The sequence below is a fragment of the Bacillus sp. es.036 genome (assembly GCF_002563635.1).
Taxonomy (GTDB): domain Bacteria; phylum Bacillota; class Bacilli; order Bacillales; family Guptibacillaceae; genus Guptibacillus.
Window position 1 is genome coordinate 1 of sequence record NZ_PDIZ01000003.1, and the last position, 18,046, is coordinate 18,046.

20 protein-coding genes, 1 pseudogene and 2 other annotated features are annotated in these 18,046 nt (G+C 41.4%); all 21 genes and pseudogenes read left to right on the forward strand.

Annotated features, from left to right (window positions below):
* Positions 1-190: pseudogene (locus ATG70_RS18615) on the forward strand (ATP--guanido phosphotransferase); the annotation flags it as partial.
* Positions 187-2,628 carry an ATP-dependent protease ATP-binding subunit ClpC gene (gene clpC, locus ATG70_RS18620; protein ID WP_098445948.1) on the forward strand — a complete coding sequence of 814 codons (2,442 nt, stop codon included), beginning with the start codon at positions 187-189 and terminating at the stop codon, positions 2,626-2,628. The pseudogene ATG70_RS18615 and the gene clpC, both read left to right, overlap by 4 nt.
* Before the next feature lie 254 nt (positions 2,629-2,882).
* Complete coding sequence (gene radA, locus ATG70_RS18625) at positions 2,883-4,256, forward strand: DNA repair protein RadA (RefSeq protein WP_098445949.1); 1,374 nt, start codon at positions 2,883-2,885, stop codon at positions 4,254-4,256.
* A gap of 3 nt (positions 4,257-4,259) precedes the next feature.
* The gene (disA, locus tag ATG70_RS18630) at positions 4,260-5,321 is read left to right on the forward strand and encodes a DNA integrity scanning diadenylate cyclase DisA (protein WP_098445950.1); all 1,062 of its coding nucleotides are present in this window, start codon (positions 4,260-4,262) and stop codon (positions 5,319-5,321) included.
* A 160-nt stretch (positions 5,322-5,481) separates the two neighbouring features.
* Positions 5,482-6,579: a PIN/TRAM domain-containing protein gene (locus ATG70_RS18635; protein WP_098445951.1), complete on the forward strand. Its 1,098-nt coding sequence runs from the start codon at positions 5,482-5,484 to the stop codon at positions 6,577-6,579.
* A 25-nt stretch (positions 6,580-6,604) separates the two neighbouring features.
* On the forward strand, positions 6,605-7,297 hold the full coding sequence (gene ispD, locus ATG70_RS18640; protein WP_098445952.1) for a 2-C-methyl-D-erythritol 4-phosphate cytidylyltransferase: 693 nt from the start codon (positions 6,605-6,607) through the stop codon (positions 7,295-7,297).
* Positions 7,294-7,770: a 2-C-methyl-D-erythritol 2,4-cyclodiphosphate synthase gene (gene ispF / locus ATG70_RS18645; RefSeq protein WP_179886344.1), complete on the forward strand. Its 477-nt coding sequence runs from the start codon at positions 7,294-7,296 to the stop codon at positions 7,768-7,770. The genes ispD and ispF overlap by 4 nt, the downstream gene beginning before the upstream one ends.
* A 68-nt stretch (positions 7,771-7,838) precedes the next feature.
* The gene (gene gltX, locus ATG70_RS18650) at positions 7,839-9,308 is read left to right on the forward strand and encodes a glutamate--tRNA ligase (RefSeq protein ID WP_098445954.1); all 1,470 of its coding nucleotides are present in this window, start codon (positions 7,839-7,841) and stop codon (positions 9,306-9,308) included.
* Between the two features lie 13 nt (positions 9,309-9,321).
* Positions 9,322-9,545, forward strand: a binding site (T-box leader).
* 109 nt (positions 9,546-9,654) lie between these two features.
* On the forward strand, positions 9,655-10,311 hold the full coding sequence (cysE, locus tag ATG70_RS18655) for a serine O-acetyltransferase (RefSeq protein ID WP_098445955.1): 657 nt from the start codon (positions 9,655-9,657) through the stop codon (positions 10,309-10,311).
* A complete protein-coding gene (gene cysS / locus ATG70_RS18660) occupies positions 10,301-11,701 on the forward strand; it encodes a cysteine--tRNA ligase (RefSeq protein ID WP_098445956.1) in 1,401 nt (466 codons plus the stop codon). Before cysE ends, cysS begins: the two co-directional genes overlap by 11 nt.
* A 3-nt stretch (positions 11,702-11,704) precedes the next feature.
* Positions 11,705-12,115, forward strand: coding sequence for a Mini-ribonuclease 3 (locus ATG70_RS18665; protein ID WP_098445957.1), 411 nt, complete (start codon positions 11,705-11,707; stop codon positions 12,113-12,115).
* A 1-nt stretch (position 12,116) separates the two neighbouring features.
* Positions 12,117-12,863 (forward strand): 23S rRNA (guanosine(2251)-2'-O)-methyltransferase RlmB, encoded by a 747-nt coding sequence (gene rlmB / locus ATG70_RS18670; protein ID WP_098445958.1) that lies wholly within the window; start codon positions 12,117-12,119, stop codon positions 12,861-12,863.
* A gap of 3 nt (positions 12,864-12,866) precedes the next feature.
* Positions 12,867-13,376, forward strand: coding sequence for an NYN domain-containing protein (locus ATG70_RS18675; protein ID WP_098445959.1), 510 nt, complete (start codon positions 12,867-12,869; stop codon positions 13,374-13,376).
* Between the two features lie 136 nt (positions 13,377-13,512).
* Positions 13,513-14,142: an RNA polymerase sporulation sigma factor SigH gene (gene sigH, locus ATG70_RS18680; RefSeq protein WP_098446597.1), complete on the forward strand. Its 630-nt coding sequence runs from the start codon at positions 13,513-13,515 to the stop codon at positions 14,140-14,142.
* 260 nt (positions 14,143-14,402) lie between these two features.
* Positions 14,403-14,552 carry a 50S ribosomal protein L33 gene (gene rpmG, locus ATG70_RS18685; RefSeq protein WP_098445960.1) on the forward strand — a complete coding sequence of 50 codons (150 nt, stop codon included), beginning with the start codon at positions 14,403-14,405 and terminating at the stop codon, positions 14,550-14,552.
* Positions 14,553-14,640: 88 nt separating this feature from the next.
* Entirely contained in the window at positions 14,641-14,835 is a 195-nt protein-coding gene (secE, locus tag ATG70_RS18690; RefSeq protein ID WP_098445961.1) for a preprotein translocase subunit SecE, read from the forward strand.
* A gap of 78 nt (positions 14,836-14,913) precedes the next feature.
* Entirely contained in the window at positions 14,914-15,447 is a 534-nt protein-coding gene (gene nusG, locus ATG70_RS18695) for a transcription termination/antitermination protein NusG (RefSeq protein ID WP_098445962.1), read from the forward strand.
* Positions 15,448-15,594: 147 nt separating this feature from the next.
* Positions 15,595-16,020, forward strand: coding sequence for a 50S ribosomal protein L11 (gene rplK, locus ATG70_RS18700; protein ID WP_048313309.1), 426 nt, complete (start codon positions 15,595-15,597; stop codon positions 16,018-16,020).
* A 138-nt stretch (positions 16,021-16,158) separates the two neighbouring features.
* On the forward strand, positions 16,159-16,851 hold the full coding sequence (gene rplA, locus ATG70_RS18705) for a 50S ribosomal protein L1 (protein WP_098445964.1): 693 nt from the start codon (positions 16,159-16,161) through the stop codon (positions 16,849-16,851).
* Between the two features lie 58 nt (positions 16,852-16,909).
* Positions 16,910-17,045 (forward strand) — a sequence feature (ribosomal protein L10 leader region).
* 44 nt (positions 17,046-17,089) lie between these two features.
* A complete protein-coding gene (rplJ, locus tag ATG70_RS18710; protein ID WP_048313311.1) occupies positions 17,090-17,590 on the forward strand; it encodes a 50S ribosomal protein L10 in 501 nt (166 codons plus the stop codon).
* A 54-nt stretch (positions 17,591-17,644) separates the two neighbouring features.
* The gene (gene rplL, locus ATG70_RS18715) at positions 17,645-18,007 is read left to right on the forward strand and encodes a 50S ribosomal protein L7/L12 (RefSeq protein WP_098445965.1); all 363 of its coding nucleotides are present in this window, start codon (positions 17,645-17,647) and stop codon (positions 18,005-18,007) included.
* Positions 18,008-18,046 lie beyond the last annotated feature (39 nt).

Genomic DNA, 18,046 nt, shown 5'->3' on the forward strand with positions numbered 1-18,046 from the left:
TCTTGTTAAAGGATTATCTAAATCGATCTTGAATGAATTGCTTATCCTTACTCAACCAGGCTTCTTACAACAATATGCTGGGGCGAGTCTAACCCCTACAGAGCGAGACATTAAACGTGCTACTTTAATTAGAGAACGACTTGAACTTGAAGATCAACTAACGAAGAATGTGGAGGGTGATGAACAATGATGTTTGGACGATTTACAGAACGTGCCCAGAAAGTACTTGCATTAGCACAAGAAGAGGCAATCCGACTTGGTCATAATAACGTTGGAACTGAACATATCCTACTTGGCTTGATTCGCGAAGGGGAAGGCATTGCTGCTAAAGCTTTAACAGCTCTTGGGCTGGGCTCAGAAAAGATTCAAAAAGAAGTAGAGAAGTTGATTGGGCGTGGACAGGATTCAGTTCAATCTATTCACTATACACCAAGAGCTAAGAAAGTTATCGAGCTATCAATGGATGAAGCACGTAAGCTAAGCCATTCCTATGTTGGAACTGAGCATATCTTACTTGGTCTTATTCGTGAAGGAGAAGGTGTTGCAGCTCGTGTTCTTAACAACCTTGGTGTCAGCTTGAATAAAGCACGTCAACAGGTTCTTCAGTTGCTTGGAAGCAATGAAAGTTCTTCTTCTAGTCATCAGGGTGGTGGAGCAAGTGCCAATACGCCAACGCTTGACAGCCTAGCAAGAGACCTTACTGTCATAGCACGAGATAATGGTTTAGACCCTGTTATTGGCCGAAGCAAAGAAATTGAGCGAGTGATTGAAGTGCTTAGCCGACGGACGAAAAACAATCCGGTTCTTATTGGTGAGCCCGGTGTAGGTAAGACAGCAATTGCTGAAGGCCTTGCGCAACAAATTATTAATAATGAAGTACCTGAGACTCTCCGTGATAAGCGTGTCATGACGCTTGATATGGGTACTGTAGTAGCCGGAACGAAATACCGTGGTGAATTCGAAGATCGTTTAAAGAAAGTAATGGATGAAATTCGTCAGGCAGGTAATATCATTTTATTCATTGATGAACTTCATACGCTAATAGGAGCTGGTGGGGCAGAAGGTGCAATTGATGCATCGAACATCCTCAAGCCGGCACTAGCAAGAGGGGAGCTTCAATGTATTGGTGCGACAACACTTGACGAGTATCGTAAATATATTGAGAAGGATGCGGCACTTGAAAGACGTTTCCAACCAATACAGGTAAATGAACCGACAAGTGATGAATCGGCGCTTATCTTAAAAGGTCTGCGTGATCGTTATGAAGCACATCACCGCGTTACAATTACAGATGATGCTATTGAAGCCGCTGTAAAGCTTTCAGATCGATATATTTCAGATCGTTTTCTACCAGATAAAGCGATTGACTTAATTGACGAAGCTGCTTCGAAAGTTCGTCTACGTTCTTATACAGCACCACCGAATTTGAAAGAGCTTGATAAGAAGCTGGAAGAAGTTCGAAAAGAAAAAGATGCTGCTGTTCAAAGTCAAGAATTTGAGAAAGCCGCTTCTCTTCGCGACTCTGAGCAACGCTTACGTGAGCAGCTTGAGCAAACGAAGAAAGAGTGGAAAGAAAAGCAAGGCAAAGAGAATCAAGAAGTTACACCAGAAGATATTGCGATTGTCGTTGCCAATTGGACCGGAATTCCGGTTTCCAAACTAGAAGAGCAGGAAACAGAGCGACTATTGAAGATGGAAGAAATTCTTCATAATCGTCTGATCGGTCAAGAAGAAGCTGTTAAATCAATTTCAAAAGCAGTTCGACGTGCTCGTGCTGGTCTTAAGGATCCTAAACGCCCAATTGGTTCATTCATCTTCCTTGGACCAACTGGTGTAGGTAAGACAGAACTCGCTCGTGCAGTTGCTGAAACGCTATTCGGTGAAGAAGATTCTGTAATCCGTATTGATATGTCTGAGTACATGGAGAAACACTCAACGTCACGCCTGGTTGGTTCACCTCCAGGATATGTTGGCTATGAAGAAGGCGGTCAGTTAACTGAGAAGGTAAGACGCAAACCTTATTCTGTTATCTTGCTAGATGAGATTGAAAAAGCACATCCAGACGTGTTTAATATTCTATTACAAGTGCTAGAAGATGGACGATTGACTGATTCTAAAGGGCGCGTAGTTGATTTCCGCAATACAGTAGTCATTATGACGTCAAACGTTGGAGCTAGCACGCTTAAGCGCAATAAATATGTTGGGTTCTCAACAGGATCTGAAGGTCAAGAATATAGTGATATGAAAGGTAAAGTGATGGATGATCTCAAGAAGACTTTCCGTCCGGAGTTCTTGAACCGTATTGATGAGACGATCGTATTCCATTCTCTTGAAAAGAAACACCTGAAAGAAATCATAGTCCTGATGGCCAACCAACTTAAGGCTCGGCTATCTGATCATGGGATTGATTTTGAATTAACTGACCCTGCTCTTGATAAAATTTCTGAAGAAGGCTATGATCCAGAATATGGGGCTCGACCGCTTAGAAGAGCTCTGCAGCGCCATATTGAAGATCGTCTTTCTGAAGAATTGTTAAAAGGAAATATTGAAAAAGGTCAGCGAGTGAAGATTGATTACAAAGAGAACGATTTTGTTGTCGAAACGCTATCTGAAGCAACTTCATCATAAGAAATTTAACCGGAAGTTTTATCTTCCGGTTTTTTTCTATTTGAGGAGTGGTTTGCTTCACTTAAGGGAAAGGTATTGTGATTAGAATTTTATTGATCCTTTTTGAGGAGTTCATACTCTTCAGTTTAAGAGTGATTCACTGAATCTGTGGAACTTTTGTAAACGGCTAATCGTTATGAGTTCATAGGAACTTATAAGATGTGATAAAATAAATGTAGTGAATTTGTTCGGTTAATTGAAAGTGAGGATATTAGATGGCGAAGAAAAAGACGAAATTTATGTGTCAGGATTGCGGCTATGAATCTCCAAAATGGATGGGGAAATGTCCAGGATGTCATCAATGGAACACGATGGTAGAAGAAATGGTTCCAGGGGATAACGATCGTAGACGTTTTGTTACTTCAAGCAATGAAACAGCGAGTAAACCGACATCTATTAGAAGTATCCAAAAAGAAATGGAGCCTAGAATACTAACCCACATCAAGGAACTTGATCGTGTCTTAGGCGGTGGTGTCGTTCCAGGTTCACTCGTTCTTGTTGGGGGTGATCCGGGGATTGGTAAATCAACGCTCTTATTACAAACGTCGTCGAAGTTAGCTGATCAAGATCACCCCGTTCTGTACATCTCTGGTGAGGAGTCGGTCAAGCAAACGAAGCTTCGTGCAGATCGCTTAGGTGTTGATGCGGAAAAATTATTTGTATTAGCGGAGACGGATCTTGAGTATATTAGTAAAGCGATTGAAGAAATAAACCCGCAACTTGTCATTATCGACTCAATCCAAACGATTTTCAGATCAGAAGTTACATCTGCTCCGGGGAGTGTTTCTCAAGTTCGTGAATGTACTTCCCAACTTATGCGTATAGCTAAAACAAAGGGAATTGCAGTTTTTATTGTCGGACATGTGACGAAAGAAGGATCAATTGCGGGTCCGAGACTTTTAGAACATATGGTAGATGCGGTGCTTTACTTTGAGGGAGAGCGTCACCACACATTTCGAATTCTTCGCGGCGTAAAAAACCGTTTTGGATCGACAAATGAGATAGGTGTTTTTGAGATGAAGGAAGAGGGTCTTGAAGAAGTACTTAATCCTTCTGAGATTTTTCTAGAAGAACGATCTTCTGGTTCTGCAGGGTCCACGGTTGTGGCATCTATGGAGGGAACACGGACGGTGCTTGTCGAAATACAAGCCCTTATATCACCTACTAGCTTTGGAAATCCACGTAGAACGGCAACAGGTATTGATCATAACCGAGTATCGTTATTAATGGCGGTTCTTGAGAAAAGAGTAGGTCTGCTTTTGCAAAACCAGGATGCTTATTTAAATGTGGCTGGTGGTGTAAGACTTGATGAGCCTGCAATTGACCTTGCTATTGCTGTTTCCATTGCTTCAAGTTTTAGAGACAAACCAACACGTCCTTCTGACATAGTAGTGGGTGAAATTGGATTGACCGGAGAAATTAGACGAGTATCTCGTATTGAACAACGAGTGATTGAAGCCGCTAAACTTGGTTTTGAACGGGCTATTATTCCAAAGAAGAACATAGGTGGATGGACTTTCCCCGAAGGCATTCAGGTAATCGGTGTTCAAACAGTAGACGAAGCATTAAAAGAAGCGCTAGGAGGGTAGAAGATGGAGATCGATAAGCAGCAGGAAATTATAAACGGCATATTAAAAATCGTTGCGCCAGGGACTCAATTAAGGCATGGGATCGATAATATTCTACGCGCGAATACCGGTGGTCTTATTGTTGTAGGGTATGACGGTAAGTTGCAAGAAATTGTCGATGGAGGCTTCTCAATTGAGTGTCGCTTCACCCCTGCTTATTTGTATGAATTAGCAAAAATGGACGGGGCCATTATATTAAACAAAGAAGCCTCCAAAATATTATATGCAAATACACAATTAATTCCAGAAACCTCTATTCCATCAACGGAGACCGGAATTCGTCATCGAACTGCAGAGCGGGTTGCCAAGCAAACAGGTAATCTAGTGATTTCGATCTCACAGCGTCGTAATGTCATTACGCTTTATCAGGGAAATATTCGCTATTCATTAAAAGAAATTGGCGTTATTCTGACAAAAGCCAATCAAGCGATGCAAACGTTAGAGAAATACAAATCAGTTCTAGATCAGGGGATTACAGACCTCGGTGCGCTTGAGTTTGAAGAACTTGTCACGCTTCAAGAAGTAGCACAGGTGATTCACCGGATTGAAATGGTGTTACGTATTAAGAAAGAGATTCTTAATTACATTAACGAGCTAGGGACAGAAGGACGATTAATTAGCATGCAGATGGAAGAGCTTGTATCTAATCTTGAGTCAGAGGCAAAGTGGCTGATTGGAGATTATGTGAAGGACGTTGATGAATCTCCTGCTGATGTAATGAAACGTTTGAAGAGGCTCTCAAGTGATGATTTGCTAGAAGAAAACGCGATAATGAAGATTCTTGGTTACCAGGATCAGAATGAGAATGTTACTCCACGAGGTTACCGGATTCTGCATAAAATTCCAAGGTTACCATCTAACATTATTGAAAATTTGGTCGATAGTTTTGATAACTTAAATGCGATTTCGAAAGCTTCGATCGAGGAATTGGATCATGTCGATGGAATCGGAGCTATTCGAGCTAAGAAAATAAAAGATGGACTAAAGCGAATTCAAGAACAACTCTTTGTGGATCGCCATATATAGGGCTGTGAAATAGACATTCCATAGGGGGTGTGCTACTCTATAATTAATTTATAGTCATGCAAGCCAACCTATAATCATACTATAAAATTCACAAACTTCAAGGAATGACGTTTCAATTTTGAGAAATTGTTTATAATGTTAAAAGGAGGTGAGAACGTCAATGATAAAGTGGATTGTACAGTTGTTTTTTATCATTTTAGGCGGAGCACTGGGATTAGTATACTTACCAGATTTAATACAATTACTCAATATAGGGGATCTTCCATCAGTTTTTAGCAACTCTTATGCAGGTGCTGTCATTGGAGCGGTACTGTTCTTTCTAGCAACATTTTGGATAACAGATTATATTGTGGATTTTATTCGAATTATTGAAGAAAAGGTAGTTAAAGCACCTGTTGGAGACGTACTATTTGGGGCAATTGGACTGATTATTGGACTTATAATTGCATTTTTACTAACTGTACCTCTGGCTGAGATTAACTTTCCGGTTGTTAGTAACATTCTGCCGATTTTCATTACGATCCTTTTAGGGTATTTTGGATTCCAGGTTGGGTTTAAAAAGCGCGATGAGCTTATTAACCTTTTCTCCAACACCAAAGGCAAGGAAAAGAAAAAAGATTCGGATGAGGATGAGATTGATTCTGGATCATCTAAATTAAAGATCCTTGATACAAGTGTCATTATTGATGGAAGAATCGCGGACATATGTCAGACTGGGTTTCTTGAAGGCACGTTAGTCATTCCCCAATTTGTCCTTGAGGAACTCCAACATATTGCTGACTCGTCAGACGTTTTAAAACGTAATCGCGGGCGTCGTGGCCTTGATATCTTGAACAAAATACAAAAAGAGCTTGAAATAAACGTTGAAATCTATGAAGGTGATTTTGAAGAAATTCAAGAAGTAGATAGTAAACTTGTGAAGCTCGCCAAGCTTGTCAATGGCATGGTTGTTACAAACGATTTTAACTTAAACAAAGTATGCGAACTGCAAAAAGTTCAAGTTTTGAATATCAATGATTTAGCCAATGCGGTTAAGCCGGTAGTGCTTCCTGGGGAAGAGCTTAATGTGCAAGTGATAAAAGACGGGAAAGAATACAATCAGGGCGTTGCGTATCTAGATGATGGTACAATGATTGTCGTAGAAGAAGGTAGAAACTATATAGGCAAAACGATTGATGTTCTTGTAACGAGCGTGTTGCAAACATCAGCAGGGCGAATGATATTTGCGAAGCCCAAGCTACTTGAGAAAGCACTTTAAGCGATAGACAACGGGGGTTCTAGCTTTGAAGTATTCAGTAGTCATTCCTGCAGCCGGTCAAGGTAAACGGATGAACGCGGGAAAAAACAAACAATTTATTATGCTTGAAGGAAAACCGATTATCGTTCATACGATGTCGGTTTTTCAAAGTGATCCACAGTGTGAAGAAATTGTGCTTGCTATTAATGAGCGGGAGCACGACGACTTCCGGGCACTTATCGAAGAGTATGGGTTAACGAAAGTAAATCATGTAGTAACAGGTGGGCGTGAAAGGCAACAAAGTGTTTATGAAGGTCTAAAAGCCTTGCAGGGAGAAAAGATCGTGTTAATTCACGACGGAGCGCGACCGTTTTTTTCACATGAAGTTGCAAACAAAGTGGCGCTGGCAGCAGCGAATTATGACGGAGCTATTGTCGCTGTTCCGGTTAAAGATACAGTGAAGCAGGTAGAGCAATTACAAGTAAAGAGAACAATTGATCGCTCAAGCTTGTGGGCTGTTCAAACGCCACAGGCTTTTCGTCTATCTGTGATTAAGGATGTCCATCAATGGGCGGAAGCGAATGACGTGATTGGAACCGATGATGCAAGTTTAGTAGAAATGAATGGACAAGCGGTGCATGTTATTGAGGGTGACTATTGGAACGTTAAATTAACAACACCTGAAGACTTAATCTTTGCTAGAGCGATATTGCGAGAGAAGAAGGAGAGTGGCATTTGATGCGAGTAGGGCATGGTTTTGATGTACATAAATTAGTAGAAGGACGTCCATGTATTATTGGAGGGGTGACAATTCCGTTTGAAAAGGGTTTACTAGGACATTCCGATGCCGACGTTCTTCTTCATTCCGTTGCAGATGCTTGTCTGGGTGCAATTGGAGAAGGCGATATAGGGAAGCATTTTCCGGATACAGATGAGGCATTTAAAGATGCTGATTCCAAGGAACTCCTTCGTCATGTGTATGGCATTGTAAAAGAAAAGGGATTTGTACTAGGAAACGTCGATGGTACGATTATCGCCCAGCTTCCGAAAATGGCGCCTCACATTTCAGCGATGCGTGAAGTGATTGCTGAATTACTTGAGGCAGACATAAGTCAGGTGAATGTGAAGGCAACAACTTCTGAGAACCTAGGCTTTACGGGTAGAGGAGAAGGAATTGCGGCTGAAGTAGTCGTGTTGCTTCAAAAAGCTTGACCGATAATTTGACTCTAATGGTAAAATAATAAGACAGTTGAAGATAATAACTAATGGTGGTGGATAGTATGGGAAATGAAGTACGTGTACGTTATGCCCCGAGCCCAACGGGTTATTTACATATTGGGAATGCCAGAACGGCGTTATTTAATTATTTATTTGCTAGAAATCAAGGCGGTAAGTTTATTATTCGCATTGAAGATACGGATCAATCTCGTAATGTAGAAGATGGCGTTGAGAATCAGCTTGATTACTTAAAGTGGCTTGGCATGGATTGGGATGAAAGTATTGATAAAGAGGGCGAGTACGGTCCATATACTCAAATGGAGCGTCTTGACATTTATACTGAGCACACGAAAGAGCTATTGGAAAAAGATCTCGCATATAAATGTTATTGTACAGAAGATGAGCTGGAAGCGGAGCGTGAAGCACAGCGCGCACGTGGAGAAATGCCTCGATACTCCGGGAAATGCCGACACCTAACTCAAGATCAGCGTGAGAAACTAGAAGCAGAAGGTAGAGAGCCGAGCATCCGTTTTGCTGTTCCGCGCGACAAAGAATATGCATTTGATGATATTGTAAAAGATCGCGTATCTTTTGAATCTAATGGAATTGGCGACTTTGTTATTGTTAAGAAAAATGGTATTCCTACTTACAACTATGCGGTGGCGCTAGATGATTATCATATGAAAATTTCTCACGTTTTACGTGGAGATGATCACATTTCAAACACACCGAAACAGCTGATGATTTACGAAGCATTTGGCTTTGAACCACCTAAATTTGGCCATATGACCTTGATCGTTAATGATCAAAAGAAAAAACTTAGTAAGCGAGATAAGTCAATCGTGCAATACATTGAACAGTATCATGACTTAGGTTTTCTTCCAGAAGCGTTATTTAACTTTGTCACTCTTCTTGGTTGGTCTCCTAAAGGAGAAGAGGAACTATTTACAAAAGAACAGCTGGTTGAGATCTTTGATCCAGAACGCTTATCTACTTCTCCAGCGGTTTTTGATTCACAAAAACTTTACTGGATGAATAATCAATATATTAAACAGTCGAGTCTTGAGCGAGTAGTGGAACTTGCGCTTCCACACCTTGTGGAAGCAGGAAGATTCCCGCTTGAAATGACAGATGAGCAAAAAGAATGGGCTAAAGAATTGATTGCTCTTTATCAAGAGCAGCTTCATTACGGCAGAGAAATTGTTGAGCTTACTGAGTTGTTCTTTAAGCAAGAAATTCAGTATAATGAAGAAGCAATGACAGTGTTGAATGAAGAACAAATTCCTGAAGTGATGCAAGGCTTTTTAGATCAACTGAAGGAAGTTGAAGAATTCGAGCCGGCGGCTATTAAATCAGCGATCAAGGCTACTCAAAAGGCAACTGGTCATAAAGGCAAAAAACTATTTATGCCGATCCGTGTTGCTACGACAGGTGAAACGCACGGTCCTGAACTTCCACAGGCGATTGCCTTGCTTGGAAGAGATGCAGTTAATGCCCGTTTGAATCAAGTTCTTGCGATGAGTAAAGCATAAACGATATAGATGTTTACTAACGTTGAAGAGGAAAAGTAAATCAGTGTAATTCTTTATAGAGAGAGCTGTCTGCGGCTGAAAGCAGCTTAAGAATTCACTCATTGAAATGCCCCTCTGAGTCTTCTTTCGAAAGCCAGCATGGTGATTAGTTAGGAGCGGTGCCCCCGTTATCGGTGATAGGAGCATTTCTTGGAAATGTTCGAAGCAGAGTGGAACCACGCGAATGGCGTCTCTGTGTGATGACAACATCACACAGAGACGTCTTTTTTTAGTCCACTGACTTACGCACCTTGACGGTGGAAATTTCAATTTAACCTTATGGGAGTATGAGGAGAGGGGTGAACACATGTGGAAGACGTTGAAGCAGGATATTGATGTCGTATTTGATCAAGATCCTGCAGCGAGAAGTTATTTTGAAGTTATTTTAACTTATGCTGGGCTTCATGCGATCTGGTCTCATCGCGTTGCACACTGGTTTTGGAAAAAGAAATTCTTCTTCCTTGCAAGAGCTGTTTCGCAAATAAGCCGCTTTTTCACGGGTATTGAAATTCATCCAGGAGCAACAATTGGGGAACGTTGTTTTATCGACCACGGGATGGGCGTTGTAATAGGAGAAACGTGTGAAATTGGAAATAATGTAACGCTGTTTCAAGGAGTTACCCTCGGCGGTACTGGAAAAGAAAAAGGTAAACGTCATCCTACCCTTGAAGACAATACGCTCGTTGCCACTGGAGCAAAAGTACTTGGATCCATAACGATTGGAGAAAATTCAAAAGTAGGAGCTGGATCGGTTGTACTTCAGGATGTTCCAGTCAATTCTACGGTTGTTGGTATTCCTGGAAGAGTCGTTATCCAAAATGGTGTTAAGGTACCTCATCATTTAGATCATCACAAAATGCCTGATCCTGTAGCTGATAAATTTAAACAAATGGAACAAGAAATGCGTGACTTACAAGAAGAAGTTCGAACGTTACGAAAGAGGAGTGAAAACGATGGCGATTAAGCTATATAACACATTGACGCAGAAGAAAGAAACATTTCAACCCATTGAAGAAGGAAAAGTAAGGATGTATGTGTGCGGTCCTACTGTTTATAACTATATACACATTGGTAACGCCCGACCTGCTATCGTCTTTGATGTTGTTCGTCGTTATCTTGAGTATCGAGAATATGATGTCCAGTATGTTTCCAACTTTACGGATGTCGATGATAAGTTAATCCGCGCAGCTAAAGAATTAGGTGACGACGTGCCAAGTGTCGCTGAGCGTTTTATCGCAGCTTATCATGAGGATACGGGAGCACTAGGTGTTAAAAAAGCGGATGAACATCCAAGGGTAACGGAAAACATGCAAGAAATTATCGATTTTATCACGGCTCTTATTGAAAAGAATTACGCCTACGAATCTGAAGGTGATGTGTATTTTAGAACACGTCAATTCGAAGGGTATGGAAAGTTATCCCATCAATCCATTGATGAACTTAAGCTGGGGTCTCGTATTGTAGTTGGTGAAAAGAAAGAAGATCCGCTTGATTTTACTTTGTGGAAAGCAGCTAAAGAAGGCGAGATCTCCTGGGCAAGTCCGTGGGGAGAGGGACGACCAGGCTGGCATATTGAATGCTCTGCAATGGCGAAGAAATATTTAGGAGATACGATTGATATTCATGCCGGCGGAAAAGACCTTGCATTCCCACACCATGAGAATGAGGTAGCGCAAACAGAAGCCTTAACGGGTCATCCTTTTGCGAATTACTGGCTGCATAATGGGTATATCAATATTAATAACGAGAAAATGTCCAAATCACTCGGTAATTTTGTGCTCGTTCATGATTTGATAAAACAACATGATCCTGAAGCCATTCGATTCTTTATGTTGTCTGTTCATTATCGCAATCCCATTAACTTCGATCATGAACTTTTAGAAAGTGCAAAAACAGGGTTGGATCGCATTAAGGATACAGTGGAGAACTTAGAGCACCGCCTGTTAAATAGCGCAGATCTTGCTGAAGATATTCAGGACTGGAAAGAGAAAATTGAGGACTATCGGAAGCGCTTTGTAACTGAGATGGACGATGATTTTAATACAGCTAATGCGATTTCCATTTTATTTGAACTCTCAAAAGAAGCAAATCTATACCTGCAAGGAACGAATTCTTCCAAAGAAGTACTTGAACAGTTTATGGAACGTTTTGCTGATTTTGGTTCAGTTCTTGGTATTACCTTTAAACAGGAAAAGGCACTTCTAGATGAAGATGTTGACCAGCTGATTGAAGAACGAAATGAAGCTAGAAAACAGCGTAATTTCAGTAGAGCAGACGAAATTCGCGATGAATTGAAAGAGCAGGGAATACTTCTTGAGGATACTCCTCAGGGCGTTCGCTGGAAAAGGATGTAGCTTATGAAGGAAATTGATGTAAAGCAACTAAATTCTCTTGCACTTGCGTATATGGGTGACTCTGTCATTGAGATTAATGTGCGGAAGCGGTTGTTATCTCTTGGGCACATTCGCCCGAATCAGCTGCACCGCACAGCAACAACGTACGTTTCTGCTAAAGCGCAGGCTGCTTTTCTTCACTACGTACTGAAGCAAGAGTGGCTATCGGAAGAGGAAGCTGGTGTTGTCCGCAGAGGACGGAATGCAAAATCAGGAACGGTACCTAAGAATACGAGTGTAAGTACGTACAAATATTCGACTGCTCTTGAAGCGTTGTTTGGTTACCACTACCTACAGGGAAATGAACGAAGAGTCGATGAACTTTTGGAGAAGCTTTTTGAATTTGTAGAACAACCAAAGAAAGAAGTGAAGTGAGATGGAGAAAGAATTTATTGTAGGACGGAACTCGGTTCTTGAAGCGCTGCGATCAGGACATGAAATCAACAAGATTTGGATTAATGAAGGGTCCCAAAAAGGCCCCCTTCAAAATTTGATACAAAAAGCCAAAGAGCAAAATGTGCTCGTTCAGTTTGTACCTAAGCGAAAGCTTGAACAATTATCTGGGGAAAGTAACCATCAGGGCGTAGTCGCTTCTATCGCTGCTTATGAATACGCTGACCTGGACGATTTATTCAAAAAAGCTGAAGAGTCAGGAGAAGCACCTTTTTTCCTATTGTTAGATGAGATTGAAGATCCTCATAACCTCGGTTCTATTTTAAGAACAGCTGATTCAGCAGGAGCGCATGGCGTTATTATTCCGAAAAGGAGAGCGGTTGGCTTAACATCTACAGTGGCTAAATCCTCAACGGGAGCTATAGAGTATATTCCTGTTGCACGCGTAACGAACCTTGCTAGAACGATGGATGATTTGAAGGAGCGGGGGATCTGGTTTGTGGGGACAGACGCGCAAGGTGGACAAGATTATCGTCAGGCAGATTATGACATGGGAATTGGACTTGTTATTGGAAGTGAAGGAAAGGGAATGGGTCGTCTGATTAAAGACAAATGCGACTTCCTAGTTAGCCTTCCAATGGCTGGAAAAGTAACCTCGCTCAATGCTTCGGTTGCCGCAGGATTAATGATGTATGAGGTTTATCGACAACGTCATCCTCTGGGGGAGTAAAACATGGACGTGCTGTTAGTTGATGGATACAACATAATCGGGGCGTGGCCGGAATTAAGATCGTTGAAAGAAAGTGACTTTAGTAAGGCTCGTGAGCTATTGATCGAGAAAATGGCCGAGTATCAAGCTTATACCGGATATCGGGTGATCGTCGTTTTTGACGCTCACCTCTCCCACGGTATTGAAAAACGTCATAGTCAGTATCGAGTCGAAGTCATCTATACAAGGGAAAATGAGACAGCAGATGAGCGGATTGAGAAGATGGCAAGAGAACTCAAAGGAATACGCACGCAAATTCATGTTGCAACGTCAGATTATACCGAGCAATGGGCCATTTTTGGACAGGGAGCCTTAAGGAAATCAGCCCGTGAGCTTTACAATGAAATGCAGGGAATTGAAAAAGGGATCGAAAAAAGTGTCCACACTGAAAATCGGAGAAACCGTTCACCAGGCCTGCATTTATCAGAAGAAATTAGCGAAATATTTGAAAAATGGCGAAGAGGTGGTAAATAAGCGGTTGACGATTTTTCGACACGTACTGTATAATATTTCTATATAGCGTACTGGTCGGGGGGAACGCATATTGAGTACAGTAGACCTCAAAGAAAGCACGGTAAATCAAGAACAACAGTCAGTAGACCCAAGACACCTGGAACACGTAGCATTCGATCAACTTGATGATGAACTGCTCGTCATCATGGTTCATGAAGGTCACAGTAGAGCGTTGGAACATTTGATTACGAAGTACAAAAATTTCGTACGCGCTAAAGCGAGGTCATATTTTCTCATTGGAGCAGATCGCGAAGACATCATTCAAGAAGGAATGATCGGTCTGTACAAAGCCATTCGTGATTTTAGAGGGGACAAGTTCTCATCTTTTAAAGCGTTTGCCGAATTGTGCATCACCCGGCAGATGATTACAGCTATTAAAACCGCTACAAGACAAAAGCATATTCCGCTGAATTCTTACGTATCACTTGATAAGCCAATCTATGATGAAGAGTCAGATCGGACATTGCTAGACGTCATATGCGGAACCAAAGTGACAGATCCTGAAGAATTGATTATTAATCAGGAAGAATTTGATGACATCGAACTTAAAATGTCTGAAATTTTAAGCGATTTAGAGAGAAAAGTGCTTATGCTTTATCTCGATGGACGTTCTTATCAAGAAATATCGGTTGATTTAAATCGACACGTTAAGTCAATTGATAACGCTCTACAGCGGGTGAAACGTAAGTTAGAGCGTTATCTAGAACTGCGGGAAGTCAGCCTTTAATATGGACAAACCTATTAGAAATATTGGGAGAGAGTAGGGCGACGTCCCTACTCTCTTTCTATGTTAGCCTCTCTTGGCCTTTATTGACATGCCGAAACGGGCTATGATAAAGTGATAAAAGTAAGAATGTCAATTTTTTGTTAGGTTTGTAAGAACGTCACAGGGTAGCTGAACGTTTTTTTATTTTGCTCTTTTTTTTGATATAAGAAAGCTAATATAAATACAAACTTCACTACTGCGCGGCTTAGGAAGGTGTCATTATGCGTAAAAAGGCAGTACTAGCATGTGTTCAATGCAATAGCCGAAACTATACAACTATGAAAAACTCACAGACAAGCCCGGCCCGCATCGAAGTTAAGAAGTATTGCAAATACTGCGATGCTCATACTGTGCATCGTGAAACAAAGTAATGCCTCGCAGGGTGTTTGCTTTTTGAGGCAAACGACAAAATAGATTCTCGGGGGAGTTTTCCGCCAGATTAATTGGGGGTAACAAGTAATGGCAAGTATTGTTCAACGTTCTGGTAAGTTCTTTCGTAATGTCGCAAGTGAAATGAAGCGGGTAAGCTGGCCAACGCGTAAGGAATTAACTCGCTATACAATTGTAACTGTTACAACAGTTATTTTTATAGCTGTATTCTTTGCGTTGATTGACCAGGGTATTTCCTCAATAATCCGCCTCATTTTAGGATAGATCGTTATAAAAATTCATTCTCAAGGTTAGAATGAGAGAGTAAATGAGTTGGGGAGGGAAGGACACAGTCCTGCATATATGGAAAAAAGATGGTATGTTGTTCATACGTATTCTGGGTATGAAAACAAAGTAAAGACCAACCTCGAAAAAAGGGTTGAGACAATGGGCATGACGGATAAGATCTTTCGTGTTCTCGTCCCTGTAGAAGAAGAGACAGAAGAGAAAAATGGTAAGAAAAAGACTGTTATGAAAAAGGTCTTTCCTGGCTATGTTATTACAGAAATGGTCATGACGGATGATTCATGGTATGTTGTCCGAAACACGCCTGGTGTTACTGGATTCGTAGGATCAAGTGGCGCTGGATCTAAACCGACTGCTTTGCTACCGGAAGAAGTAGAATCCCTTCTTAAGCAAATGGGAATGGAGCAGCCGAAAGCTGATGTAGACTTTGAACTTAAAGAGAAAGTCAAAGTTAAAGAAGGTCCGTTTGCTGATTTCGTAGGTTCTGTTGAAGGGATCGACATGGATAAAGGCAAAGTGAAAGTTCACGTAAATATGTTCGGCAGAGAAACCCCTGTAGAACTTAATTTCGGGCAAGTTGAAAAGTTCTAATCGAAAAGTCCTTGCTTAACTTTTCGATTAATGATAGAATTTTAATGTTTCATGAGTCTCATACTAATCGAGACATTCAATTGATATATAAGGTGGGAGGGTGTAAACACCCAAATACCACATCACGGACTTAAGGAGGTGTGTCGCGTGGCTAAAAAGGTAATCAAGGTTGTTAAATTGCAAATCCCGGCTGGGAAGGCGAATCCTGCACCACCAGTAGGACCTGCACTAGGTCAAGCTGGAGTTAACATTATGGGATTCTGTAAAGAGTTTAATGCTCGTACTTCTGACCAGGCTGGTATGATCATTCCAGTAGAAATTACGGTTTTTGAAGACCGTTCATTTACATTTATCACTAAAACTCCACCAGCTGCAGTTCTTCTTAAGAAAGCAGCAGGGATCGAGTCAGGTTCTGGTGAACCAAACCGCAACAAAGTTGCGACTGTGAAGCGTGATAAAGTGCGTGAAATCGCTGAAACAAAAATGCCAGACCTTAACGCAGCGAATGTAGATTCTGCAATGCGTATGGTTGAAGGTACTGCACGTAGCATGGGAATTACGATCGAAGATTAATGTTACACAAGCCGTTGCGATTAAAAGGGATTCCTGCCTGTGTTATACAGGTTCGCAACTTTTATTATGATGTCACATTTTGACATCATAAATAGTGGGAGGTTAATCCGCTAAACCACATTCAAGGAGGAACACAAAATGGCAAAAAGAGGTAAGAAATACCAGGAGGCTGCCAAGCTAGTTGAACGTACAACTTTCTATGAGCCTCAAGAAGCAGTTGAACTTGTTAAAAAGACTTCTGTAGGAAACTTTGATGGAACAGTTGAAGCAGCAGTTCGTCTTGGAGTAGACCCTAAGAAAAACGACCAGCAGGTTCGTGGCGCGGTTGTACTTCCAAACGGAACTGGTAAAACTCAACGCGTTCTTGTTTTCGCAAAAGGCGAAAAAGCGAAAGCGGCTGAAGCAGCTGGCGCTGACTATGTTGGAGAAGCTGATTACATCGCTAAAATCAACGAAGGTTGGTTTGAGTTTGACGTAATCGTTGCAACTCCAGATATGATGGGCGAAGTTGGTAAGCTTGGTCGTGTTCTTGGACCAAAAGGCTTAATGCCAAACCCGAAAACTGGAACGGTAACGTTCGATGTTGAAAAGGCAGTTAACGAAATCAAAGCTGGTAAAGTAGAGTACCGTGTTGACCGTGCTGGTAACGTCCATGCACCGATCGGTAAAGTATCATTTGAAGCTGACAAGCTTGTAGAAAACTTAAACACACTTGTAGAAACACTTGTGAAAGTTAAGCCTGCAGCAGCAAAAGGTACGTACCTTAAAAACATTTCGGTTACATCTACTATGGGACCTGGTGTTAAAGTTAACGCATCAACTTACCGCTAATAAAATTAGCTATTGACATTTGCGTAGCTATTAAATATACTTGTAAATGTTGTTTGATAAATTAATACTTTCTGTACCGTAGACAGCAGGGGTGCGATCGCACTTAATATCCTGCCGAGGTGTGAAGTGATTCGATACGTATGTAATCGTAAAGCCTTCATGTCTTCGGATGTGAAGGCTTTTTATATGACCTCATATTCCAGGGCGGTATAGATACATTTCTTTAGGAGGTGGAACTATGAGCAGTATAGTTGAACAGAAGAAGCAACTAGTTACGGAAATCGCAGACAAACTTCGTGATAGCCAATCAACAATTTTTGTTGATTATCGCGGACTTGATGTTTCTGAAGTAACTGAGCTTCGTAAGCAATTGCGTGATGCAAACGTTGAGTTCCGTGTTTACAAGAACACAATGACTCGTCGCGCTGCAGAAGAGCTTGAACTTACTGATTTGAATGAACACCTTGTCGGTCCTACGGCAATCGCGTTCAGCAATGAAGATGTTGTTGCTCCTGCTAAAATTTTGAACAACTTCGCTAAGAATCACGAAGCTCTTGAAATCAAGACTGGTGTAATCGAAGGTGGCGTTGTATCAGTAGAAAAGATCAAAGAACTTGCGGACCTACCAAACCGCGAAGGGCTACTTTCTATGTTGCTATCTGTGCTACAAGCACCGATGCGCAATATGGCACTTGCTACAAAAGCTGTGGCTGATCAAAAGGAAGAACAAGGCGCGTAACATTACCGTCTATCAATTGGTATAAATAAAACAAAAATTAAGGAGGATTTACTCATGGGTAACGAGCAAATCATTGAAGCAATCAAAGAAATGACAGTTCTTGAGCTTAACGACCTAGTTAAAGCAATCGAAGAAGAATTTGGTGTAACTGCAGCAGCTCCAGTAGCAGCAGCAGGTGGCGCAGCAGAAGGTGCTGCTGAAGAGCAAACAGAATTTGATGTAGTTCTTGAAAGTGCTGGAAGCAGCAAGATCAAGGTTATCAAAGTAGTTCGCGAAATCACTGGTCTTGGCTTGAAAGAAGCTAAAGAACTAGTTGACGGCGCACCAAGCTCTATTAAAGAAGGCGTTGCTAAAGAAGAAGCTGAAGAGCTTAAAGGCAAGCTTGAAGAAGTTGGCGCAGTAGTAGAAGTTAAGTAGTCATTTGTCTGAAACAAAAGCTCGCTTTTAAAAGCGAGC

Coding starts and splice junctions, on each gene's coding strand:
- clpC (WP_098445948.1), top strand. CDS start 187: ATGATGTTTGGACGATTTACAGAACGTGCCCAGAAAGTACTTGCATTA.
- radA (WP_098445949.1), top strand. CDS start 2,883: ATGGCGAAGAAAAAGACGAAATTTATGTGTCAGGATTGCGGCTATGAA.
- disA (WP_098445950.1), top strand. CDS start 4,260: ATGGAGATCGATAAGCAGCAGGAAATTATAAACGGCATATTAAAAATC.
- ATG70_RS18635 (WP_098445951.1), top strand. CDS start 5,482: ATGATAAAGTGGATTGTACAGTTGTTTTTTATCATTTTAGGCGGAGCA.
- gltX (WP_098445954.1), top strand. CDS start 7,839: ATGGGAAATGAAGTACGTGTACGTTATGCCCCGAGCCCAACGGGTTAT.
- cysE (WP_098445955.1), top strand. CDS start 9,655: ATGTGGAAGACGTTGAAGCAGGATATTGATGTCGTATTTGATCAAGAT.
- cysS (WP_098445956.1), top strand. CDS start 10,301: ATGGCGATTAAGCTATATAACACATTGACGCAGAAGAAAGAAACATTT.
- ATG70_RS18665 (WP_098445957.1), top strand. CDS start 11,705: ATGAAGGAAATTGATGTAAAGCAACTAAATTCTCTTGCACTTGCGTAT.
- rlmB (WP_098445958.1), top strand. CDS start 12,117: ATGGAGAAAGAATTTATTGTAGGACGGAACTCGGTTCTTGAAGCGCTG.
- ATG70_RS18675 (WP_098445959.1), top strand. CDS start 12,867: ATGGACGTGCTGTTAGTTGATGGATACAACATAATCGGGGCGTGGCCG.
- rpmG (WP_098445960.1), top strand. CDS start 14,403: ATGCGTAAAAAGGCAGTACTAGCATGTGTTCAATGCAATAGCCGAAAC.
- secE (WP_098445961.1), top strand. CDS start 14,641: ATGGCAAGTATTGTTCAACGTTCTGGTAAGTTCTTTCGTAATGTCGCA.
- nusG (WP_098445962.1), top strand. CDS start 14,914: ATGGAAAAAAGATGGTATGTTGTTCATACGTATTCTGGGTATGAAAAC.
- rplA (WP_098445964.1), top strand. CDS start 16,159: ATGGCAAAAAGAGGTAAGAAATACCAGGAGGCTGCCAAGCTAGTTGAA.
- rplJ (WP_048313311.1), top strand. CDS start 17,090: ATGAGCAGTATAGTTGAACAGAAGAAGCAACTAGTTACGGAAATCGCA.
- rplL (WP_098445965.1), top strand. CDS start 17,645: ATGGGTAACGAGCAAATCATTGAAGCAATCAAAGAAATGACAGTTCTT.